This window comes from Pseudomonadota bacterium, assembly GCA_030775045.1.
GTDB lineage: Bacteria > Pseudomonadota > Alphaproteobacteria > JALYJY01 > JALYJY01 > JALYJY01.
In genome coordinates this window covers 1,409-21,415 of sequence record JALYJY010000011.1, presented here as the reverse complement: position 1 = coordinate 21,415, position 20,007 = coordinate 1,409, and the positions used below count along the sequence as shown (strand labels likewise).

Annotated in this window: 22 protein-coding genes, 2 tRNA genes and 2 pseudogenes; 13 read left to right on the top strand and 13 right to left on the bottom strand. The window is 59.5% G+C overall.

What is annotated here, in order from left to right:
* The first annotated feature begins 48 nt into the window (after positions 1-48).
* Together M3O22_01875 and M3O22_01870 are read left to right on the top strand one after the other, a co-directional pair.
* A complete protein-coding gene (locus tag M3O22_01875; GenBank protein ID MDP9195507.1) occupies positions 49-1,011 on the top strand; it encodes an ABC transporter ATP-binding protein in 963 nt (320 codons plus the stop codon).
* Positions 995-2,011, top strand: a complete 1,017-nt coding sequence (locus tag M3O22_01870) for a lysophospholipase (protein ID MDP9195506.1) — start codon at positions 995-997, stop codon at positions 2,009-2,011. The genes M3O22_01875 and M3O22_01870 overlap by 17 nt, the downstream gene beginning before the upstream one ends.
* A 6-nt stretch (positions 2,012-2,017) precedes the next feature.
* Here the strand turns inward: M3O22_01870 and M3O22_01865 are convergent, their stop codons facing one another.
* Positions 2,018-2,470: a hypothetical protein gene (locus M3O22_01865; protein ID MDP9195505.1), complete on the bottom strand. Its 453-nt coding sequence runs from the start codon at positions 2,468-2,470 to the stop codon at positions 2,018-2,020.
* A 133-nt stretch (positions 2,471-2,603) separates the two neighbouring features.
* On the opposite strand from M3O22_01865, the gene M3O22_01860 reads away from it, so the two are divergent.
* Together M3O22_01860 and M3O22_01855 are read left to right on the top strand one after the other, a co-directional pair.
* Positions 2,604-2,680: transfer RNA gene (locus M3O22_01860), tRNA-Arg, on the top strand.
* A gap of 24 nt (positions 2,681-2,704) precedes the next feature.
* The gene (locus M3O22_01855; GenBank protein MDP9195504.1) at positions 2,705-3,295 is read left to right on the top strand and encodes a hypothetical protein; all 591 of its coding nucleotides are present in this window, start codon (positions 2,705-2,707) and stop codon (positions 3,293-3,295) included.
* Between the two features lie 7 nt (positions 3,296-3,302).
* Here M3O22_01855 and M3O22_01850 read toward each other — a convergent pair whose 3' ends face one another.
* The gene (locus tag M3O22_01850) at positions 3,303-4,442 is read right to left on the bottom strand and encodes a hypothetical protein (GenBank protein ID MDP9195503.1); all 1,140 of its coding nucleotides are present in this window, start codon (positions 4,440-4,442) and stop codon (positions 3,303-3,305) included.
* A 136-nt stretch (positions 4,443-4,578) separates the two neighbouring features.
* On the opposite strand from M3O22_01850, the gene clpS reads away from it, so the two are divergent.
* The 3 genes from clpS (at position 4,579) to M3O22_01835 (ending at position 7,846) form a co-directional block, all read left to right on the top strand.
* Positions 4,579-4,899, top strand: a complete 321-nt coding sequence (clpS, locus tag M3O22_01845; protein ID MDP9195502.1) for an ATP-dependent Clp protease adapter ClpS — start codon at positions 4,579-4,581, stop codon at positions 4,897-4,899.
* Positions 4,900-4,905: 6 nt separating this feature from the next.
* On the top strand, positions 4,906-7,224 hold the full coding sequence (clpA, locus tag M3O22_01840; protein MDP9195501.1) for an ATP-dependent Clp protease ATP-binding subunit ClpA: 2,319 nt from the start codon (positions 4,906-4,908) through the stop codon (positions 7,222-7,224).
* Between the two features lie 157 nt (positions 7,225-7,381).
* Positions 7,382-7,846 carry a GNAT family N-acetyltransferase gene (locus M3O22_01835; GenBank protein MDP9195500.1) on the top strand — a complete coding sequence of 155 codons (465 nt, stop codon included), beginning with the start codon at positions 7,382-7,384 and terminating at the stop codon, positions 7,844-7,846.
* A 103-nt stretch (positions 7,847-7,949) separates the two neighbouring features.
* On the opposite strand, the gene M3O22_01830 is transcribed toward M3O22_01835, so the two are convergent.
* Positions 7,950-8,585: a DUF2238 domain-containing protein gene (locus M3O22_01830; protein MDP9195499.1), complete on the bottom strand. Its 636-nt coding sequence runs from the start codon at positions 8,583-8,585 to the stop codon at positions 7,950-7,952.
* Between the two features lie 10 nt (positions 8,586-8,595).
* Positions 8,596-9,759, bottom strand: coding sequence for a ribonuclease D (rnd, locus tag M3O22_01825; GenBank protein MDP9195498.1), 1,164 nt, complete (start codon positions 9,757-9,759; stop codon positions 8,596-8,598).
* A 107-nt stretch (positions 9,760-9,866) separates the two neighbouring features.
* Between rnd and M3O22_01820 the strand changes: the two genes are divergently transcribed.
* On the top strand, positions 9,867-10,499 hold the full coding sequence (locus tag M3O22_01820; GenBank protein ID MDP9195497.1) for a MarC family protein: 633 nt from the start codon (positions 9,867-9,869) through the stop codon (positions 10,497-10,499).
* On the opposite strand, the gene M3O22_01815 is transcribed toward M3O22_01820, so the two are convergent.
* From M3O22_01815 to M3O22_01785, 7 genes and pseudogenes are all read right to left on the bottom strand, one after another.
* Positions 10,462-11,178, bottom strand: coding sequence for a hypothetical protein (locus M3O22_01815; protein ID MDP9195496.1), 717 nt, complete (start codon positions 11,176-11,178; stop codon positions 10,462-10,464). The two genes, M3O22_01820 and M3O22_01815, sit on opposite strands and share 38 nt — an antisense overlap.
* Positions 11,179-11,330: 152 nt before the next feature.
* Positions 11,331-11,891 (bottom strand): annotated as a pseudogene (locus M3O22_01810) (ATP-binding cassette domain-containing protein).
* Between the two features lie 352 nt (positions 11,892-12,243).
* Positions 12,244-12,735: a spore coat U domain-containing protein gene (locus tag M3O22_01805; protein ID MDP9195495.1), complete on the bottom strand. Its 492-nt coding sequence runs from the start codon at positions 12,733-12,735 to the stop codon at positions 12,244-12,246.
* A complete protein-coding gene (locus M3O22_01800; GenBank protein ID MDP9195494.1) occupies positions 12,714-13,658 on the bottom strand; it encodes a fimbria/pilus outer membrane usher protein in 945 nt (314 codons plus the stop codon). Before M3O22_01800 ends, M3O22_01805 begins: the two co-directional genes overlap by 22 nt.
* Before the next feature lie 11 nt (positions 13,659-13,669).
* Positions 13,670-14,959, bottom strand: coding sequence for a fimbria/pilus outer membrane usher protein (locus M3O22_01795; GenBank protein ID MDP9195493.1), 1,290 nt, complete (start codon positions 14,957-14,959; stop codon positions 13,670-13,672).
* Positions 14,946-15,623 carry a fimbria/pilus periplasmic chaperone gene (locus M3O22_01790; GenBank protein ID MDP9195492.1) on the bottom strand — a complete coding sequence of 226 codons (678 nt, stop codon included), beginning with the start codon at positions 15,621-15,623 and terminating at the stop codon, positions 14,946-14,948. The genes M3O22_01795 and M3O22_01790 overlap by 14 nt, the downstream gene beginning before the upstream one ends.
* Before the next feature lie 67 nt (positions 15,624-15,690).
* A complete protein-coding gene (locus tag M3O22_01785) occupies positions 15,691-16,212 on the bottom strand; it encodes a spore coat U domain-containing protein (protein MDP9195491.1) in 522 nt (173 codons plus the stop codon).
* 189 nt (positions 16,213-16,401) lie between these two features.
* Between M3O22_01785 and rpoH the strand changes: the two genes are divergently transcribed.
* From rpoH to M3O22_01760, 5 genes and pseudogenes are all read left to right on the top strand, one after another.
* On the top strand, positions 16,402-17,286 hold the full coding sequence (rpoH, locus tag M3O22_01780) for an RNA polymerase sigma factor RpoH (protein ID MDP9195490.1): 885 nt from the start codon (positions 16,402-16,404) through the stop codon (positions 17,284-17,286).
* 59 nt (positions 17,287-17,345) lie between these two features.
* Positions 17,346-17,431, top strand: a tRNA-Tyr gene (locus M3O22_01775).
* Positions 17,432-17,581: 150 nt separating this feature from the next.
* Positions 17,582-17,779 carry a hypothetical protein gene (locus M3O22_01770; protein ID MDP9195489.1) on the top strand — a complete coding sequence of 66 codons (198 nt, stop codon included), beginning with the start codon at positions 17,582-17,584 and terminating at the stop codon, positions 17,777-17,779.
* Positions 17,780-17,788: 9 nt separating this feature from the next.
* Positions 17,789-18,079: pseudogene (locus M3O22_01765) on the top strand (integrase).
* Positions 18,080-18,365: 286 nt separating this feature from the next.
* A complete protein-coding gene (locus M3O22_01760; protein MDP9195488.1) occupies positions 18,366-18,755 on the top strand; it encodes a helix-turn-helix domain-containing protein in 390 nt (129 codons plus the stop codon).
* Between the two features lie 519 nt (positions 18,756-19,274).
* Here the strand turns inward: M3O22_01760 and M3O22_01755 are convergent.
* Both M3O22_01755 and M3O22_01750 read right to left on the bottom strand, forming a co-directional pair.
* The gene (locus tag M3O22_01755; protein MDP9195487.1) at positions 19,275-19,499 is read right to left on the bottom strand and encodes a hypothetical protein; all 225 of its coding nucleotides are present in this window, start codon (positions 19,497-19,499) and stop codon (positions 19,275-19,277) included.
* A partial coding sequence (locus M3O22_01750; protein MDP9195486.1) for a cytochrome P450 occupies positions 19,492-20,007 on the bottom strand: 516 nt, incomplete at its 5' end. The genes M3O22_01755 and M3O22_01750, both read right to left, overlap by 8 nt.

Here is a 20,007-nt window from a genome sequence, read left to right as displayed (position 1 = left end):
TGCGCCATGATACGCATAATCCGCTGACAATCAATATCGGGGACCAGCATGACCCATTCTCCCCTACCTGATCTGGCCATCTCCGTCCGCGGTCTGGTGAAAACCTATGCCGCCCGGGGCAAAAGCGGTCCGAAAACAGCCCTGCAGGGCATCGACCTGGACATTCCCCGGGGTTCTGTCTTCGGGCTTCTGGGACCCAACGGCGCCGGCAAGTCCACGTTCATCAACATTCTGGCGGGCCTTGTGAAAAAGACCGCCGGCTCGATCCGGGTCTGGGACCGGGATCCGGACCGGGATCCCAAAGGTGTCAGCGCGGCTCTGGGCGTGGTGCCGCAGGAGCTGAACCTGGATGCCTTTTTCACCCCGCGGGAACTGCTGGAGCTGCAGGCCGGCCTGTATGGCGTTCCTGCCCGGGAGCGGCAGACGGACCAGCTTCTGGCCGCTGTGGGCCTGACGGACAAGGCCGATGCATACTCCCGCAGCCTGTCAGGCGGCATGCGCCGGCGGCTGATGGTGGCCAAGGCCATGGTCCACGCCCCGCCCATCCTGATCCTGGACGAACCCACCGCCGGCGTGGATGTGGAGCTGCGCCAGACCCTGTGGGCCCATGTGCGCACCCTGAACCGGGCCGGCACAACCATCGTGCTGACCACCCATTATCTGGAAGAGGCCGAAGACCTGTGCGACAGGATCGCCATCATCAACCACGGCAGGGTCATCGCATGCGAGGATACGCCTGCCCTTCTGGGCCGGCTGGACAGCAAAACCCTGACCCTGACGCTGGACCGGGACCTGAATGCCGTCCCGCCCGGCCTTGCGGACTGGACCACGGAACAACCTAGTCCGCGCCGCCTGGTGGTTCATTACAGACCCAGCCGGGACAGCATTGGTCCGGTTCTTGCGGCGCTGCAGGCTGCCGGGATCGGCGTTGTGGACATCAGCGTGGACGAAGCCAGCCTGGAAGATGTGTTCCTGCAGCTGACCCGGGACTCCCATGCCCAGGTGGCATAGCCTTTTTCTGGCCGCGCTGCTGGCAGCGTGCGCCCCCACACTCCAGCCCCTGGGGCCATCCGTGCAGGAACCCTCCATGAACAGCACATCGTATGTCACTCCGGACGGGGTATCCCTGCCCCTGCGCCGCTGGCTGCCGGAAAAGGAAAAGCCGGAAGCGGTCGTTCTGGCCCTGCACGGGTTCAATGACTATTCCCGGTCCTTTGACATGCCCGCCCGGGCCTGGCAGGCCGCCGGGATCGCCACGTACGCATACGACCAGCGCGGCTTTGGCCAATCGGCACAGCCGGGGATCTGGGCGGGACAGGAGACGCTGGCATCCGACGTCCGCGCAGCCGCCCTGGCCCTGCGGCGCATGTATCCGGAAATACCCCTGTATGTGCTGGGCGAAAGCATGGGCGGGGCCATGGTGATCCACACCCTGACTTCAGGGGAAGGATTCAGGGCTGCACAGCCGGACGGCTTTATCCTGTCCGCTCCGGCCACCTGGGGGCGGGAGACCATGCCGGTCCTGCACCGGCTGGCCCTGTGGGTGACCCTGCGGACCATTCCAGGTGTGTCTTTCCGCCCGCCCCAGGACCTGAACATCCGGGCCACGGACAATCTGGAAGTCCTGAAAGACCTGGGCAACGATCCCCTGTTCCTCAAGGGCTCGCGCGTGGATACGCTGGCAGGGCTGGTGGACCTGATGGACTCAGCCCTGGCGGCAGCCCCGCAACTATCCGGCACACCACCCATGCTGGTGCTGTATGGCCATCATGAGGAAGTTCTGGAGTCCGGATCTGTAAAAACTTTCCTTTCCCGCCTGCCTGAGTCCGGAACCGGTGGTCCCGTCATAGCCAGCTACGAGAACGGCTGGCACATGTTGATGCGCGACCTTCAGGCTCCGGTAGTCTGGAAAGACCTGGCGGCGTGGATGGAAAGCCGGGGCAGCATCCCCCTGCCCAGCGGCGCCGACCGGGTGGCGTGGAAAAGCCTCAAAAAAACTGCCCGCCGGTAAGGCTTTTCAGGGCTTTGGCTCCGGGGGAGGAAAACACGATTCAACATGCAGGATGTTGGGATAGTTGCCCCCCAGAGCATACGGGCTGGGTAAGGACATGCGCTGCCAGTGTACTCTCACTGCACAGATCTGGTCTTCTTCTAGGTTCCGGAAAACCTCCGCCTGTCCAAAGTGCCGACGAGGCCAGGACGAACCCACCTCATACAGCTCTGGCCGACCGCCCGGCTGCTGCCCCCACACCATAAAGCGGGGCTGCCCCACAGCGTCACCATAAACCTCTTTCCCGGTAATGGTGATGAATTCCTGTCTTTCTGTCCCAAGGCTGTATCTGGAACCATGCCAGCTGCCAAATCCACAAATTCCCAGTCCTGCCAGCCACAGCCAGAAGTTTACATTCCGGTTTGCACGTCTTGCAGTGGCCCACTGCGTGATTTCATCAATGGTCTTCTGGTCAAACATATGACTGACTCCTCTTCGGTATTGGTTCAATACCCGCAGGCACCTTAAAATAAAGCGGGAAAATCCGGCCAAGGAATTCCGGCATAACCCTTGACCCGAAAGGGGATACCCTCTAGGTTGCCGGCACCTTTGCGGACCCGTAGCTCAGCTGGATAGAGTGCTGCCCTCCGAAGGCAGAGGTCGTGGGTTCGAATCCCGCCGGGTCCGCCAGTCAGAAAAACCAGGCCACACTCCATGAGACTGCATCCCCTGTACAGAACCCGCCTGTCATGGTGCGACCACCAGGTGCTGGAGAACCGGGGTGAAGAACATCAGGTTCTGGCAGCCCTGGAAAAACTTGCGGAAGGGAACGCAGAAGCCCTGGAAATCTGCCGGTCCCTGTATTTCCTGACCCATGCCGGCATCCTGCTGTCCCCTGAAGGCCCTGCGGAGCCCTGGAACGGCCTCCCGCTGGACCGGACATGGTCCCCGCTGACGGTTCTGGACAAGGCTGGCCTGTATGGGGTGGATATCGTGACCCTGCACCAGGATGTGTGCGACAGTGACATGCTCTTTACGATTCTGGTCCTGCAGACGGCCGGAGCAGACTGGGGACAGTTCGTCAGGCGCCACGTTGCGACATCGGAAACGGCCTGTCCCGGAGCCGTGACAAAGCTGCTGCTGTCAGCCCTGCCGGACGGCGGACCGGCAACCCTCAGAGGCTTTATCCACAACCTGCTGCGCCGGGAACAGGCCCTGGACCGGGCAGATCCTGAAACACTGGAAACGGTTTTCTTCTGCCCGCCTGGCAGCAGCCTGAACCCGGAAGTCCCAGGGCTGATGTAGGACACACTCAGGGCCGGGGATCCACCCTGACCGCCATCGCGTTTTCCCGGCAATGGTTTTCAAACAAGCTCCGGATGTCCGGCGGCAGGTGTCTGGTGAGATAAGGTTTCTGGCCCAGAACATGCTGTACCACAGGCGACAGGCCCAGGCTGCTGTCGGCTGCAAGGTGCAGTTCGGCCATCCAGCCCTGATAAAGGGCGGTCTCCTCGACCGGGTCACCGCGGTAAGCTTCCATGGCCAGATGGCGCAGCCAGTCGTTGACAAAAAACACCGTGGGCGGACAGTTGACGACCTGATACGCACGGTGCATGTCAAATATCTGCACCGTCTCATCAAGGTATTCCGGCAACCCGGCCTTGCGCAGACCCATGAGACGTCGCTGGATGTCATGGTGCGGCTCGTGAAAGGCAATATGGATGCACAGGCGCGGATCAAGCACCGCCATCGAGCGATCGCCCACGCGATAATAGGGAAAGCCGTTTTCATCAACCCACGCGCTGTACTGGTCGGCACGCTCTTCCGGTGTAACGGCATCGCGCACCTGCACGGCGGGTGACGGATCATCAATGCCATAACCTCTCATAATCCCGATATACGCATCGTTTATGGCGGCGCTGGCTGCGTTCATGAGCTGCACGCAGCGGGCATGGGTGATACCAGCCGCATCAAGTCTCTGCCGCGCCTCCATGGAAAGCATGGGTTCGCCACCGGGAATCTCCTCAAGCCACCGGCCAGGAATACCGCCGGTTTTCCTGTCAATGAGGCATGCAGAAGCTTCCTCCATCCAGACCGGCAACAGGGTGTGCGCAATGTCTGTTGCGGAAAATGCCTCCCAGGCCCGTTCTATGATCCTGTTCGTGAACCTGAAATACCCGGCAGGAACCTGCAGGCTGCGCAGTGCGACAAGCTGGAGTTCCATATCGGAGGCCAGAAGATCGCGCTGTTCGTCCGGCAGTGCCTTCACAAGGGCATGCAATTTATTCCAGTCATTCCAGACGTTCGGCTTTACATCAGGCCAACCCAGCCGCTCCAGCCAGAAATCGAAGCTGGCGGCGGCCAGGGCAATACGCCCCGTCAGGGGCCGGCGACTGATGGCATCGCCTTCCTCCGCAAGAATCCGGCGCGCGGTTCTGGCCCGTTCCTTCAACTGCAGCCCCCGTCTGGACCATCCCTGCCTGATTTTGCCATATCCCCCTGAAAACAATCCCTGCTGACACAAAAAAAGCCTGTTTTCTGGTATAATGGGGGCAAGCCAGAAAGCAGATACGACGGGAACGGACGCCATGCCCCGGAAACGCCCCAAGGAACAGCCGGAAACAGGTACGACCACGCGGGTCAGGACCAGGACCCGCCGGCCGGCCCTGTACAAGGTGTTAATGCTCAATGATGACTATACGCCCATGGACTTTGTCGTCCATATTCTGGAAACCTTTTTCGGAAAATCCCGGGAAGAGGCCATGAAAATCATGCTTCAGGTCCACCATGACGGCAGGGGAATCTGTGGTATATTCCCCTGGGACGTGGCGGAGACAAAGGCGGAACAGGTCATGCGGCTGGCCATACGCCACCAGCATCCGCTGAAGTGCACGCTGGAAAAGGAGTAGGCGCCCATGCTGTCACGGAATCTGGAACAGACCCTGCACCGGGCGCTGGCGCTGGCCATGGAGCGGCGGCACGAATACGCCACGCTGGAGCACCTGCTGCTGGCGCTGGTGGACGACCAGGACGCCGCCACCGTCATGAAATCCTGCAGCGTGGACCTGGAAAAGCTGCGCAAGGATCTGGCCGACTATATTGACACCGAGCTGACCGCCCTGGTATCCGCCCGGGGGGAAGAGGCAAAACCCACCGCCGGATTCCAGCGGGTGATCCAGCGCGCCGCCATCCACGTCCAGTCCTCGGGGCGGGAGGATGTGACCGGCGCCAACGTGCTGGTGGCCCTGTTCTCGGAACGGGAAAGCCACGCGGTGTATTTCCTGCAGGAACAGGACATGACCCGCTTTGACGCGGTCAATTTCCTGGCTCACGGCATCGCCAAGGCTACCGGCAAGGACGGCAAGGGCGGAGAGAAGGCTGGCGGCGGAGAGAAGGCCGGAGGGGAAGGCGCGCCTGCGGGCCCTGCAAAACCCTCGCGCAAGGCGGGAGGATCGACCGAGGCTCTGGACGCGTACTGCATCAACCTCAACCGCAAGGCCGCCACGGGCAAGATCGACCCCCTCATTGGCCGCGAGCAGGAGGTGGAACGCACCATCCAGGTGCTGTGCCGCCGGTCCAAGAACAACCCCCTGTTCGTGGGGGAGCCAGGCGTGGGCAAGACCGCCATTGCCGAGGGGCTGGCCAAGCGGATCGTGGAGGGCCAGGTCCCGGCAGTCCTGAAGAACGCCACCATCTTCTCCCTGGACATGGGCACCCTGCTGGCTGGCACCCGCTATCGCGGCGATTTCGAGGAGCGCCTGAAAGCTGTTGTGGCGGAACTGCAGGCCTGGGACGGGGCGATCCTGTTCATCGACGAGATCCATACCGTCATCGGCGCCGGGTCTACATCCGGCGGCGCCATGGATGCGTCCAACCTGCTCAAGCCCGCCCTGTCCGGCGGGGCCCTGCGCTGCATCGGGTCCACCACCTACAAGGAATACCGCACCCACTTCGAGAAGGACCGGGCGCTGGTCCGGCGGTTCCAGAAGATCGACGTGAACGAGCCGTCGGTCGAGGATTCCATCAAGATCCTGAAGGGTCTGAAACCCTATTACGAGGACTATCACAAGGTCCGCTATACGGGCGATGCCATCCGCGCGGCCGTGGAACTGTCGGACAAGTACATCGGCGACCGCAAGCTGCCCGACAAGGCCATCGACATTATCGACGAGGTGGGCGCGGCCCAGTCGCTGCTGCCCGAATCCCGCCGGAAAAAGACCATCGGGGTGCGCGATATCGAGGGGGCGGTGGCCCGCATCGCCCGCATTCCCACCAAGTCGGTCTCGCGCAATGACCGTGAAACCCTCCAGAATCTGGAGCGCAACCTGAAAACCATGGTGTTCGGCCAGGACAAGGCCATCGAGGCGCTGGCCAGTTCGATCAAGCTGGCCCGCGCCGGCCTGCGCTCCCCCGAAAAGCCTGTGGGCAACTATCTGTTCTCGGGCCCCACCGGCGTGGGCAAGACCGAGGTGGCCCGCCAGCTGGCCAACCTGCTGGGCATCGAGCTGATCCGCTTTGACATGTCCGAGTACATGGAACGCCACACGGTCAGCCGCCTGATCGGCGCGCCGCCGGGCTATGTGGGCTTTGACCAGGGCGGCCTGCTGACCGATGCGGTGGACCAGCATCCCCACTGCGTCCTGCTGCTGGACGAGGTGGAAAAGGCCCACCCGGACCTGTTCAACATCCTGCTGCAGGTCATGGACCACGGCAAGCTGACCGACACCAACGGCAAGGCGGTCAACTTCCGCAACGTGATCCTGATCATGACCACCAACGCCGGCGCTGCCGACATGGCCAAACCCGCCCTGGGTTTTGGCCGCGAAGGCCGCACGGGAGAGGACGAGGACGCCATCAAGCGCATGTTCACGCCCGAATTCCGCAACCGGCTGGACGCCATCATCGGCTTTGCCGCCCTGTCGCCCGACATGGTGGCCCTGGTGGTCGACAAGTTCATCATCGAGCTGGAAGCCCAGCTGTCCGACCGCAGCGTCACGCTGGAACTGTCGCCCGAGGCGCGAGGCTGGCTGGCGAAAAAGGGCTATGACCCCGTCATGGGCGCACGTCCCCTGGCCCGCACCATCCAGGAATACGTCAAGAAACCCCTGGCGGAAGAACTCCTGTTCGGCAAGCTGACCCACGGCGGCGCAGTGCGCATCGCGCTGAAGGACGATGCCCTGACCTTCGACTACGCCGATCCGACACCGCCCAGACGCAAGGCCATGGCGGGATAAAGTCTGATATCCCTGCAGTAAATGTCATCCCGACCGAGGCTGTAAAGCCGAGTGGCGGGATCTCTTTCAGGCGGAGATCTCTCGACTGCGCGCCGCTCAGGATGACAAAGCCCTTTTTGTCATTCCGACCAAGCACAGCAAGTGGAGGAATCTCACCATGCCCCCTTCCCTTTCCTGGTCCCTCCTGGAATTCCATGATCTCGAACTGCAGCAGCTGTATGATATCCTGCAGCTGCGCGCCGAAGTCTTTATCAACGAACAGCGGGCCGTCTATGCAGATCCGGATGGCGAGGACCAGAAAGCCCTGCACCTGCTGGGCTATGACGGGGACAGGCTGGTGGCATATTCACGACTGTTTGCACCGGGAGTAAAAAGGAAAGAGGCTGTCCTGGGCCGCCTGTGCGTGGCCCGGTCCCATCGTGGAAAGGGGCTTGGCCGCACCATGATCGAAAAGCGCCTGGACTGGCTTCGGTCACACCATCCCGGCTGTTCCGCCTGGACCTCGCTCCAGCTCTACCGGCAACCGGCCTATGAAAAAATGGGATTTCGCGCGATCAGCGATGTGTACGCCTACGACGGCGAACACATTCCCCACATCAACATGCTGCTGGAGCAGGTGTAGACGTCTTTTCCTCTCCCCCAGGGGGAGAGGAGGTGAGCGCAGCGAACAGGTGAGGAGTCGCAGGGAAGAATGCTCAGCAATACCCCTCACCCGCTCAGGCTTTTCAGCCTTCGCGACCTCTCCCCCAGGGGGAGAGGAAAATCAGCGCTCGGTCATGCGCGCGGCCCAAAGATACAAGCGCCAGGATGGCGCCAAGGCCGGCCAGCGCCATGTCTTTCTGGGTATCCCATATATCACCCTGGGTGCCGAGGAAGTCTGCCGCGCCGTCCCCGCCGGTCACTACGGCCACAGCCCATTCCACCAGCTCGTACGCGGCGCTGATCCCCAGGCAGGAGAATACGACTATCGCGAACAGCCACTTTCCGGGACGCAGGGGGGACGTACGCAGCAACAGTTCCCGCACCAGAATGGCAGGCACAAAACCCTGCGCGAAATGGCCTACACCGTCATAGCTGTTGCGGCTGCCGTGCAGGACATCGCGCAGCCAGTTGAACAGGGGCACCTCGGCGTATGTGTAATGCCCGCCAACGATCAGGATGATCATGTGCGCGGCCAGCAGGCCGTACAGAAGGTCCGTCAGCCGGAATGTCCTGAAGGTCAGGACGAGTACCGGCAGGGCCACCAGGACTGGCGCAATCTCCAGCCACCAGGTGAACCGGTCGCGCGGATTGATGCCTGACCATGCCAGGGCCGCTACAACGACTGTCAGACAGAGAAAGGGAAACAGGAAACGGCGCATCGGTCCCCCATCAGTGCTGCACAGGCGCCACGTGGATGCGACCACCCCGTATGGACAGGCCCAGTTTTCCGTCCCGCAGGGCCAGGGCGTCATCGCCAAAAACAACCCGCCGCCAGCCCCGGAGGGGCGAAATATGAGGATCGCTCCCGACCGCCAGGGCTTCCAGATCTTCCGTGCCCGCAATCAGGCGAGGGGCCACGTCATGCTCCTCGGCCTTGATCTTCAGAAGGACCTTCAGCATCTCGATCACAGCCTGGTCTGAACCGGACAGTTCTGTCCGGTCTTCGGGTTTCAGGCACAGGTGGTCCGGCACCTCCAGCCCGCGCCGGACAGCAGCCAGCAGGGACTCCTGCTCCTTCGCCGATCCCCCGCGCCCCAGACCGCGGATGCGCGACAGATCCTCGGGTGTTTTTGGCATCCCTGCCGCAATTTCCAGGACAGCCTCGTCCTTCAGCACCCAGGCGCGGGGCATGTTGCGGCTGCGCGCTTCCAGTTCCCGCCAGCGGGTTACTTCGCGCAGAACAGTCAGCATCCTGGGCTTTGGGTTGCGGACCCGGATCCGTTTCCAGGCCTCGTCGGGATTGACCAGATAGGTTCCGGGATCAGACAGGATCTTCATTTCGTCATGGATCCAGTCCTTGCGCCCCTTGCGCTCCAGCTGGTCGTGCAGCTTTCCATAGGCCGGGCGCAGGTGCGTGACGTCGGACAGGGCATAGTCCAGCTGGCGCTCGGTCAGCGGGCGGCGCGACCAGTCTGTATAGCGGCTGGATTTATCAATCTTTGCCCCCACCAGCTTGCCGATCAGGTTCTCGTACCCCACACTTTCGCCAAAGCCACAGGCCATGGCGCCGATCTGGGTGTCGAACAGGGGGCCTGGTACCTGCCCCGTCAGGTTGTGGAAGATCTCCACGTCCTGGCGGGCAGCGTGGAAAACCTTCAGAATCGGGGCCTGCATCAGGTCATGCAACGGATCCAGCGACAGGCGGTCAGACAGCGGGTCGATGACCACGGCCTGCTTCTCCCCGGCCACCTGGACCAGGCACAGCTGGGGCCAGTAGGTCTTTTCCCGGATAAACTCGGTATCCACGGTGACAAAGGCGTCTTCGGACACACTGCGGCAAAACGCCGCCAGGGCATCGGTCGTATCGATATAGACAGTCATGGGGGGATACATAGGGTTTCCGGCAGGCAACGGCAATAGCAATATTCCTTCCACTCTCCACAAATCCCATGGACAAGCGGCCAGCGCGGGAGCACAAATGAAGGGCATATCAACAGGAGGTGGCCCTGTTCCTGTCATCAACCCTTGTGGCCTTTACCACATTCTTTGTGATCGTCGACCCCATAGGCACAAGCGCGGCCGGCGCGGGCCTGACCCACGGCATGCCGACAGCCACTGCGCACAGGATCTATCTGCGGGCCGTGGCGACGGCCTTTTCCATCCTGCTGTTTTTCGGTCTTCTGGGCCAGATTATCCTGCACTTTGCGGGAATTTCCCTGCCCGCTTTCCGCGTAGCCGGGGGAATTCTGCTTTTTGCAACCGGTTTTCGCATGCTGTTCGGACAGCATGGCCAGACCACCCTGGATAGTGAAAAACCGGCAGTGGTCCTGAACCCCGGGCATATCTCTGTCTACCCGCTGGCCATCCCCCTCATGTCCGGTCCAGGCTGCATCACGGCCCTGCTTCTGCTGACAGCAGAAGCGCAGACAAGGCCGGACCTGGCCGCCGTCTGGAGCGGTCTGATCCTGGTCCTGCTGATCACCCTGGGACTGTTCTTCACGGCCAGACGCATGATGGCTGTGCTGGGCGAAGGCATCGTCCAGGTGATCATCCGGGTCATGGGCCTGCTTCTGGCCGCCATGGCCGTGCAGTTCATCACGGACGGGCTGAAGGCACTGTTTGTGGCGGGGTGACAGCAGGCTCTGCCTCTCCGGCCAGCACCCTTTTTCTGGCCCGGAGCATGAGGGCATTTCCCACCACATAGATACCCATACAGGCCACCATCAGCCAGTCGCGGGGCGACGCTGTGAGGCCTGCAACCAGGGACGGCACGGAGGCAGTTATCAGAACTGCTGTCGGCGCCACCATCGAGGACTGGCTGTCCTTTTCCCGCCGGAACAGGATCCACAGGTATGCACCCGTGTTTCCGGCCCCGGTCAGGGCATCCATCCAGCCCAGGTGTTCGCCTCTCTGCATTCCGGAGTAAAGAAGCATTCCGAACTGGGCGGCGCTCAGTGCGCTCCATGTTTCCTGGGGAACCCGGCCCTCAGCGACATCAGCATAGGTTATTTTCCGGTCCTGGGGATCGATAAACCACGGCTTTCCCGCATCAGGCGATTCAGGATCAGCGTACCGGATCTGGGTAATGCTGGAAAAGGCCCCGCACATCCCGGCCACGATCTTGGCAGCATCCCGCGTCAGGATACCGGACGCAAACATGCACAGATCACCGGGAAGTGTGATAATGCCACTGGTCTTCCCGGGATGCCTCACCATCCATTTCCGGATACTGTCTGCATACTCTGCTACCCCGGCCATACGCTGCGCGAACCACACACCGGGGTGTATGTCATGAAGGGAGATCAGGGCCATTTTCTCTCCTCCTTCTGCCTCTGGAAATCAGGGCTGGAGCGTTGCAGGGTCAGGGACTGGGCGCAATTCACCTTTTGGGGATGAAGAACAGTTCGAATTGCAATTAAGGTATAATTATTCTTGCTGCAAGAATTTTTTTCAGGGGCGGATTTTCAGAGCTTTTCCGGCAGAAACCCGTCCGCCTGCAGGCGCCACAGGCGGGCGAAATGACCGTCCATGGCCAGAAGGCCCGACAGGGGGCCATCTTCCACAATCTGCCCGTTGTCCATGACCAGAATGCGGTCCAGATGGGCCAGGGTGGACAGGCGGTGGGCCACCACCAGGGTGGTGCGCCCTTCCATGGCTGTGTGAAAGGCCGCCTGGAGGGCCCGCTCGGTCTGGCTGTCCAGCGCCGACGTGGCCTCGTCCAGCAGCAGGACCGGGGCATTTTTCAGGATAGCCCGCGCTATGGCGATTCGCTGGCGCTGGCCGCCGGACAGCTTGACCCCCCGCTCTCCCACCAGGGTGTCGTAGCGGTCCGGCAGCGCCATGATGAAGTCATGGGCCTGTGCCGCCTTTGCAGCCTCAATCACCTGCTCCTCGGTGGCTATGGGGTTTTCATAGGCAATGTTGTCCCGCAGGGACCGGTGGAACAGGGATGGATCCTGGGGAATGACAGCGATGGAGGCGCGCAGGCTGTCCATCATGACTTCCCGCAGCCGGCTTTCCACATCCGGTGTGCTGTACCCGTTGGCAAAGGTGCGGATCCGGTGCAGGATATTGTGAACCAGACAGCACAGGGCCACGATCACAAAGGGTTTTTGGGCGGCCTGCCACGGATCCGCCGCCGACAGGCCGGCCAGACTGTCCACCAGCAGCTTGAAGGCGTACATCATCCCGATATTCGTGGCCATGGCCACCGCCATGCAGGCAGCTGAGAGTGCACCCATCACCACAAACCCGCCGCGGCAGGGTCTTCAGGGTGTACAGGATCAGGGCAAAAACCCTGCCGGGAGGCAACACAGATCTGTCCATGGACCGGTCATCAGGAAACGGAAACTGTCCTGATACAGCAAAACAGGCCGGTCAGTAAATGAGGGTCACCGTGACGGTATCCGTGTAGGAACCGGTCCGGGTGGACGTCTGCAGGGCCGGAATGCGGCCATAGACCGTATAGTTGATGGCAAGCGGAAAGACTGCAACAGGCGATGAAAAACTGATCTGTGATGTTCCACCGGTTCCGTTTCCCCAGACGGTATTGCGCAGCGCGGTGGTATGCAACTGGTAGTTCAGGGTATTGGCGCCGCTCACCATGGTCCGGGCCGCATAGGACCCGCTACCGCCGGTGGACAGCTGGACCTGGAAACTGACAAAGAGAGCGATCAGCGCGTTGCACGTCACGGAAACAGTTCCCGTGCTGTCCCGGGGCGTGACACTGGCCGGGCTGTATGTTCCGAAAGCCACGGTTGTGCCACTGACACCGCATGTCAGCTGTGCACGGGCCTCTCCCGCCGACAGCAGGCCGGCAGAGAACACCAGCAGGAACAAAAGCTTTCTTACGGACCGTCCGGAACGCACTGGAATGTCCCCCCTTCTGTTGTTTTCTCCGCGGGCACGGAATCAATGCGGGCGCTGCAGCGGCCCTGTTTCCATATGGCTGTGAGGACCACACCCTCTTCCAGGCCACCCACCCAGGCCTGTCCATCATAGCCTGTCACAGCCTCGCCCGCCGGACCGGACACTGTGGCCCCCAGCGGAACAAACCCCCCATCCGGCAGGACAAGCCTGACCAGATGCCGGGATACCCTGTCCGCCCTGAATGAAACCACGGTTCCCGACTGGCCCCGGGGCACAACGATCTGCGCAGGATCATCCAGATCTTTCTGCAAGGGAAAATCCAGGGGATCCACAGCCAGAAGGTTCCGGTTCCATGATCCCAGATTATCCACGAGCAGAAGACCGTCGCTGTCTGTCGTGCCCAGGTATCTGTTTTCACGCCAGACCTTCACACCGGCGACGCCATCCGTATCCACAACGGCAAAAGCGTCATCAATGCGGTCGGCAGGAAAGATCCCGCCACCGGCAATGGCGACCAGGGATCCGCTGATTCCCGCACGGGCTGCATTGAACTCATTGGACACTGACAGGTCAGCCGTCGCGTTGAAGGACGATCCGTCCCACAGGGCGGACGCTTCCATGCGGCGGTAACTGTGGTTGCGGACCTCTCCGTCCATGCGCCACCCGAAGCCCTGGTCTTCCTCGGGCAGGTCGGCCACAGTCTGTCGCAGCGACCATCCCCGGTCCTTTGTCGCATGCCGCATTGTCGTGTTGCTGTCGATCCCACTCCCCAGGGGGATGGAAAAGGACAGGCTGAAGGTGGCCCCGCGCTCCTCCACATCATACAGGGATGTGGCCGTCAGCCACCCATAGCGCAGAACCTCGCGGTTCCAGCTTGCAGTAACCAGGGAAGAGTCATCGGTACCGCCCCGGTCAATCCCCACCCACGCAACCCCTAAAGAGCCATATCCGCAAACTGTCCCTGGGTCAGTGTCAGCTGTCCGCCGACAGTCAGTGTTGCGCTGCGATGCTCGAACCCGGCACTCACCATGGTTCCGGTATCACCGCCCTCCATGGTGCTCCAGGCTCCGGAAGCGTTCACAACACCCAGGGTCCCGACCTGCACATAGGCCCCTCCCCCCGCCATGACCAGATCACCGGCTGTTTCGGCGTGGCCCTCCAGCGTCACGGTATCCATCAGTCCGTGGCGCAGGGACGCTGTGGCCCCCCACGAACCATAGTTGCTGCTCTCAATCCCGTATTCGCGACGGATGAAGCCGGCGTCCAGACCATAGTCCGTCAGCCCCTGCTGCAGCAGGGACGTACTCACATAGAAGGGCATGGTGGCGACAGTTTCCCGCCCCAGGGCATCCCGCAGGACCACACTGGCCTCTCCCCGTCCCGTAATTACTGGCAGATCATCAATGACAAAGGGTCCGGGTTCGGACTCCTGGCTGTAGCGCAGGGCCCCGTCCACAAACACATCCAGGGTCGAGGGCACCGTCACCTCTCCGCTCAGGGACGGAACCGGATAGGGCACCAGATCCGGGCGCAGGTCGCGGTTGCGGCTCCACTGGATCCCGCCAAGGCGCACAGGACGGGACCACTGGGCAGACCCGGTGACAAAATCTCCCAGGCGCCATGTGGTCAGGTTCTCCTGCCGGTCAAAAACAGCCGTACTTTCCAGACGGGTCAGGGATGATTCCCCGTTTCCGGCCTGACCAAAAAACGAGGTGTTAGCCACACCCCAGGGGGCAAAGAGCCGGGCGTTGCCAAAACCCCCAGCGGTTTCCCCGTCGTCCGGCCCGTCCACATCCTGGTACTCCGCAAACACGTCATAGCTGAGCACGCTTCCCCAGCCGGAGACAGGCTCCGCCACCGGGCTGTCCGTTGTCTGGAGGACACTGATGATTTTAGGGTCGACCTGCTGCCAGGGAACCTGCAGGTCGATAGTCTGGGACGGGCCATCCACGGCGTACGCCAGGTTCGGAATATCTGCCAGACTTATGGTCCCGCCATCTGCTGCGGCAGATTCCGGGCCGGGCTTCAAACCCAGCTTTTCCAGATCCTCGCGGTCAATATCCAGAGCGTTATCCTGCTGGCGATAGGCTACCACTGTCCGCGTTGTGTATCCGTTCACAAGGGTCTCCAGCCACAGGGTCTCCCCCCGGGCCGGAACCGAAAGACACGACAGAAGAGCAAAAACAGAAAGCGTGGCAAGGTGCCGGCACTCAGGGAATGACATGGAGCGGCACACGCACATCCAGACTGTCCTGCCCATTCATGGCCGTAATCCGGACATCGCCTGTCGCCCTCTCCGGAGGAATTCCGATATCCCAGGCAAGGGAGCGGCCCGCCAGGACATAGCCCGCCAGGCCGGAAATCTCGCCCAGTTTCCGTCCGCCTGCATCACGGAGCTGGATATCTGTCAGCCTTGCCCGCCGGCCGCCGATATTGCGGGCCTCAATACGGACCGAGGCCGGAGCCGTCTTGCGGACACTCCACTTCAGTTCGTCTGAAGCCTCTGCAGGAGTCCCGACGAAAACGGGCAGGATAAAACGGACAGGCAGGCGGATTGTCGTTCCTTCCTGTTCCAGGGGAAGCTCGTCCACAAAAAGCCGGAAAGAGGATTCCCCCACAAAGGGGGCAGGACGATCCGCTACAAGACGCACGACCTGCCGCTTTCCGGGGGTCAGGGTAAAAATGGGAGGACTGACATGGAGAACCTGTGACGGAAAGAGAGCTTCCTCGCCATTGTCCTGGCTCCAGTCAAAGGCCCGGACCTGGATGGTGGTTTTCCCGCTGCCCCTGTTTTCAACAACCAGGGTTGTTGCCCTTGTCTCGCCGGCCATCTCCACAATCACCGGAGATACCTGGAGGGCGGCCCTTGCAGGCAAAACAGTTGCCATCAGCACAGCTGCGGAAAGGCAGAGGGCAACCGTGAAAAACCTCATGGGCCAGCCTCGTCCAGAAGGTTCAGTAGGTTACAGCAACGGTTACAGTATCAGTATAGGAATCCGAAGCCACAGCCTGACCGGCCGGGATCCGGCCATAGACCGTCAGGGACTGTGCAGACCCGGTTCCTGTGCCGGACACCTGGCTTCCCAGCAGGCCATCTCCCCATACAGTTGTGCGTCCGGCGCTGGTGTACAGCTGGTACCCCAGAAGATTGAGGGGGTTTCCGGTCCCGCTCATGAGGCGGGCCAGGATAAGGCCTGTACCGCCGCCATTGAGGCTGACGTCCCAGTCTGTTCCGTTTGTGCACGTGACAGTAATCGTGGAGGTGGCATCATCGGGAGAAGAGGCCGTAATGGAATAGGTGCCAAAGGCAAGGGTGGCGGCCGAGACGGCGCATTCGCTGCTGACGTTGGCCGTAACGTTGAATGTGTTGGTGACTGTGGCAGCAAGGGCCTGTGAACCAGAAAGTCCGGAAAGACCCGAAAGAGCGACCAGAGCTGTCAGGAACAGTCCAGAATGGTGCGGAACCCTTCTTTTCATGCCGGGCTTCCCCCAAAGTGCATTAATACATTTATTAATACCTATAATTGCTTCCCCCGGAATGTAAAGTAGGGATTTTTCCTTTGTTTTTTAATGTTTTGCCCCTGTCTGGTCCCCTGTTCAGAACAGTCCCTTTTTAGCCACAGACAGGTTATACTCTGCAACCCTGAAGAAAGGCCGGAACAAGACATGTCAAAACCCAGACCATTCTCCCTGATGGCCCAGGAAGGGAACCTGTCCCGGTACCTGCAGGAAATCCGGAAATTTCCGCTCCTGCAGCCGGAAGAGGAATACATGCTGGCCAAATCCTGGCGCGAGCATGGCGACCTCCAGGCAGCCCACCGCCTCGTGACCAGCCACCTGCGCCTGGTAGCGAAAATAGCCATGGGCTATCGCGGCTATGGCCTGCCCCTGTCCGAACTGATCTCGGAAGGCAACGTAGGCATGATACAGGCCGTCAAGCGCTTTGACCCCGAGCGGGGCTTCCGCCTTGCCACCTATGCCATGTGGTGGATCCGGGCCTCGATCCAGGAATACATCCTGCATTCCTGGTCGCTGGTGAAAATGGGAACCACGGCCGCACAGAAAAAGCTGTTTTTCAACCTGCGCCGCCTGAAAGGGGAGATGAAAGCGATTGACGAGGGTGACCTGACCCCCGAGCAGGTCAGAACCATCGCCGGAAAACTGGACGTGCCGGAGGAAGAGGTTGTCTCCATGAACCGCCGCATGGCCAGCCCTGACCGTTCTCTCAACGCTCCTATCGGGATTGAAGGTGACGGCGAGTGGATAGACTGGCTGGCCGATACATCACCCGGCCAGGAAGATGTCCTGGCTGAAGAGGAAGAAAAAGACCAGAGATCAGGGCTGCTGCACCAGGCCATGCAGGATCTGAACGAGCGCGAGCGCAGCATCCTGTCCCGGCGACGCCTGCAGGACGAGCCCTCAACCCTTGAGGACCTGTCCCGGGAATATGGCATCAGCCGCGAGCGTGTCCGCCAGATCGAGGTCCGCGCCCTGGAAAAGATGCAGAAGGCCATGCTGGACAATACACCCGGAGATGACAGCAGCCGTTGACTTTTTCCGGAAAATCCTCATAGTGCCCCTCCTGCTTTTCATTTTTATGAAAAACCTGTGGAAGGGTGGCCGAGTGGTTAAAGGCAGCAGACTGTAAATCTGCCCGCGTCAGCGTACGCAGGTTCGAATCCTGCCCCTTCCACCATTTCCTTGTTCAAAGACGTCCATTAAAGTCCGGAAAACCTGAAAAACTGGCGCCTGATAAGCACCTGATCGTCTGCCGACGTCCCCTATGGTCCGTTTACATCCGGTGAATCTGGGGGTACAGAAATACCCCCGCAGGAAATATACCCCCATGAAACTGACCGAGCTGGCATGCCGTAATGCAAAGCCGAAGGACAGGCCGTACAGACTGTTTGACGGTGAGGAACTGAAGATTCTTGCCGGAGAAAGCAGCTTCGTCTTTCCGGGTCAGAGCTTCGCCAAGCCCATCAGCAACAATACCCTGCTGTTTGCCCTCTACCGATTGGTTGTCTGCCTGTGCATCATGTAATAGCTGGGCAACAATACCCTGCTGTTTGCCCTCTACCGATTGGGATACAAGGGCAAGATGACGGGTCACGGATTCCGATCTGTCGCCAGCACATACCTTAACGAGGCCGGTTTCCGCTCTGACGTGATCGAGCGCCAGCTGGCCCACTGTGAGCGGAACGAGGTCCGGGGAGCCTATAACCGGGCTGAGTACCTTCCGGAGCGGCATAAGATGATGCAGTTCTGGGCCGACCACCTGGACAGTGTTATTCAGGATGGAAAAGTTATTCCCTTCAGGGTGGCACAGGTTTCTCATAACTGAAATCCGTCGATAAATGTACTTGCAAGGGATGTCACTATCATCCCTGCGACCTGTCTTAGGTCACAGACATCCAGATATTAGTTACAGGCTCTTGCAAGATATCCCTTTGCCGTTGGCTTTACAAACCAGACCTGCCTCTCCTTGGAGGGGCCCTGCTACGTTAACTTTTTGGTCAAATTCTTGTTAATTTCACTTCGTCTATATATACAAAAAAGAATGTTCAATATATAAGCGATTTCCTTTGAGGTAAAAAACAAAATAAGAACAACATCACCCGGAGAGAAGGATGTCGGAACTTTTTATAATGAAACGGGGTGACGGCCCCCATCCCATAGATGTCCAAGTAGGAGAATTTCTCAAGGTTATGCGCCTGCTGAAAGGCTGGACTCAGGAAAAACTGGCGGGAAAGCTGGGAGTTTCTTTCCAACAGCTTCAGAAATACGAAAGGGGCCTTAATCGCATTAGTGCAAGCCGCCTCTATCAACTTTCTGTCATTCTAGATGTGCCGATAGAAAAGTTCTTCGGGAATTCCGGCGCCAGTCCGAAAGGCACCCTGCTAACACCTCAGGAAGCAGTTTATATAAACATGCTAAGGAATGTGCCTGAGAAGCTTCGCGAAAAGTTAATTTCCATTATAAAGGTTTTCGCTGACCCCCATTATGAAAACATACTCTGAGTTCGGAGAGTGCGGTGAAATGAAAGGATTACCAATGCCAAGGCGCGGCAACATTCCAGCCCCGATAGATGTCCTTCTCGGGAAAAACCTGAGAATTATCAGGTCCCGGAAGGGCCTTTCTCTGCAAAAATTTGGGAAGTTGATAGGGATTGCCTAGCAGCAGGTTTACAAATATGAACATAGCAAAAATCGATTGTCTGCTGGCAGACTGTATCAGATTTCCATCTTGTTGGACGTGCCACTTGAGGATTTTTTCAGGAATGCAGATAAGCTGCTGATAACCAAAGATGGAGAACCATGATTTTAGGGAGTTATTCCTGCTGTGAAAGGCGCTTCGTTCTGAACATCTTTCGCATTGATACTATCTGCGCCAGGGAAGTCTGCTTTCATTGCGGAAGCGTGATCTGGCATCTGTATGGCTTGGCAATTCCCGCTTCCCGGATGGAAGATTTTCTGAATGGATATGTATTTGATCATAATCATAATCCCCTAAGAACAACACACGCCAATAATAGATAATCATTCTTCAGGACCATTTTCCAAAAAGGATCTGGCAATTACTGCTGTAGTGTCAGCCTGTACCCTTCTTATATCCCTTGCTATCGAGACAAGATTTAGATTTTCCATTTCCTCTGCTACAACAGCGAGGGTCTTGCACATAATCCAGGCCGTTATCTCTCCATCCGGGGAGAGTATGGGTTGGGATATATTATGGGTTTTTTTTGATTTCACTGTTTCAGGCATTTGTACCTCCAGTTAAAGGACGTGGCTTGAGTGTTATTTTCAGACCGCCATCAGGTAGCGCCAGCGTCAATCCCCCATAGGGTTTCAGGGATTGCAATGGACCTGATAGGGCTTTCAGTTCGAATGCCGAAACAAAGGCAGCGGCAATTCCGACAAGCTCTGATGTTCCAAGATGAGCCCCTATACACATGCGCGAGCCAGCACCAAAAGGTATGTATGAAAACTTGTCCCGTTCCTGATCCTGCATAAATCTTTCCGGATCCAGCTTTTCGGGGTCGGACCAAAGATCCGGATGTCGGTGCAATACCCAAGGGCAGATCAGTACAGACGATCCCTTTTTGACCGGGACTCCATCAATTACATCATCTGTCAAAGCCTGTCTCGCGAACCACCACGCGGATGGGTAAAGGCGCAAGATTTCCTGGACCAGAGCTTTTGTCCGAGGCATCTGTCGGATGAATGCTGGGTCAATTCCTCCTTCGGCCTGATTCAGGGCAGAGTCGACTTC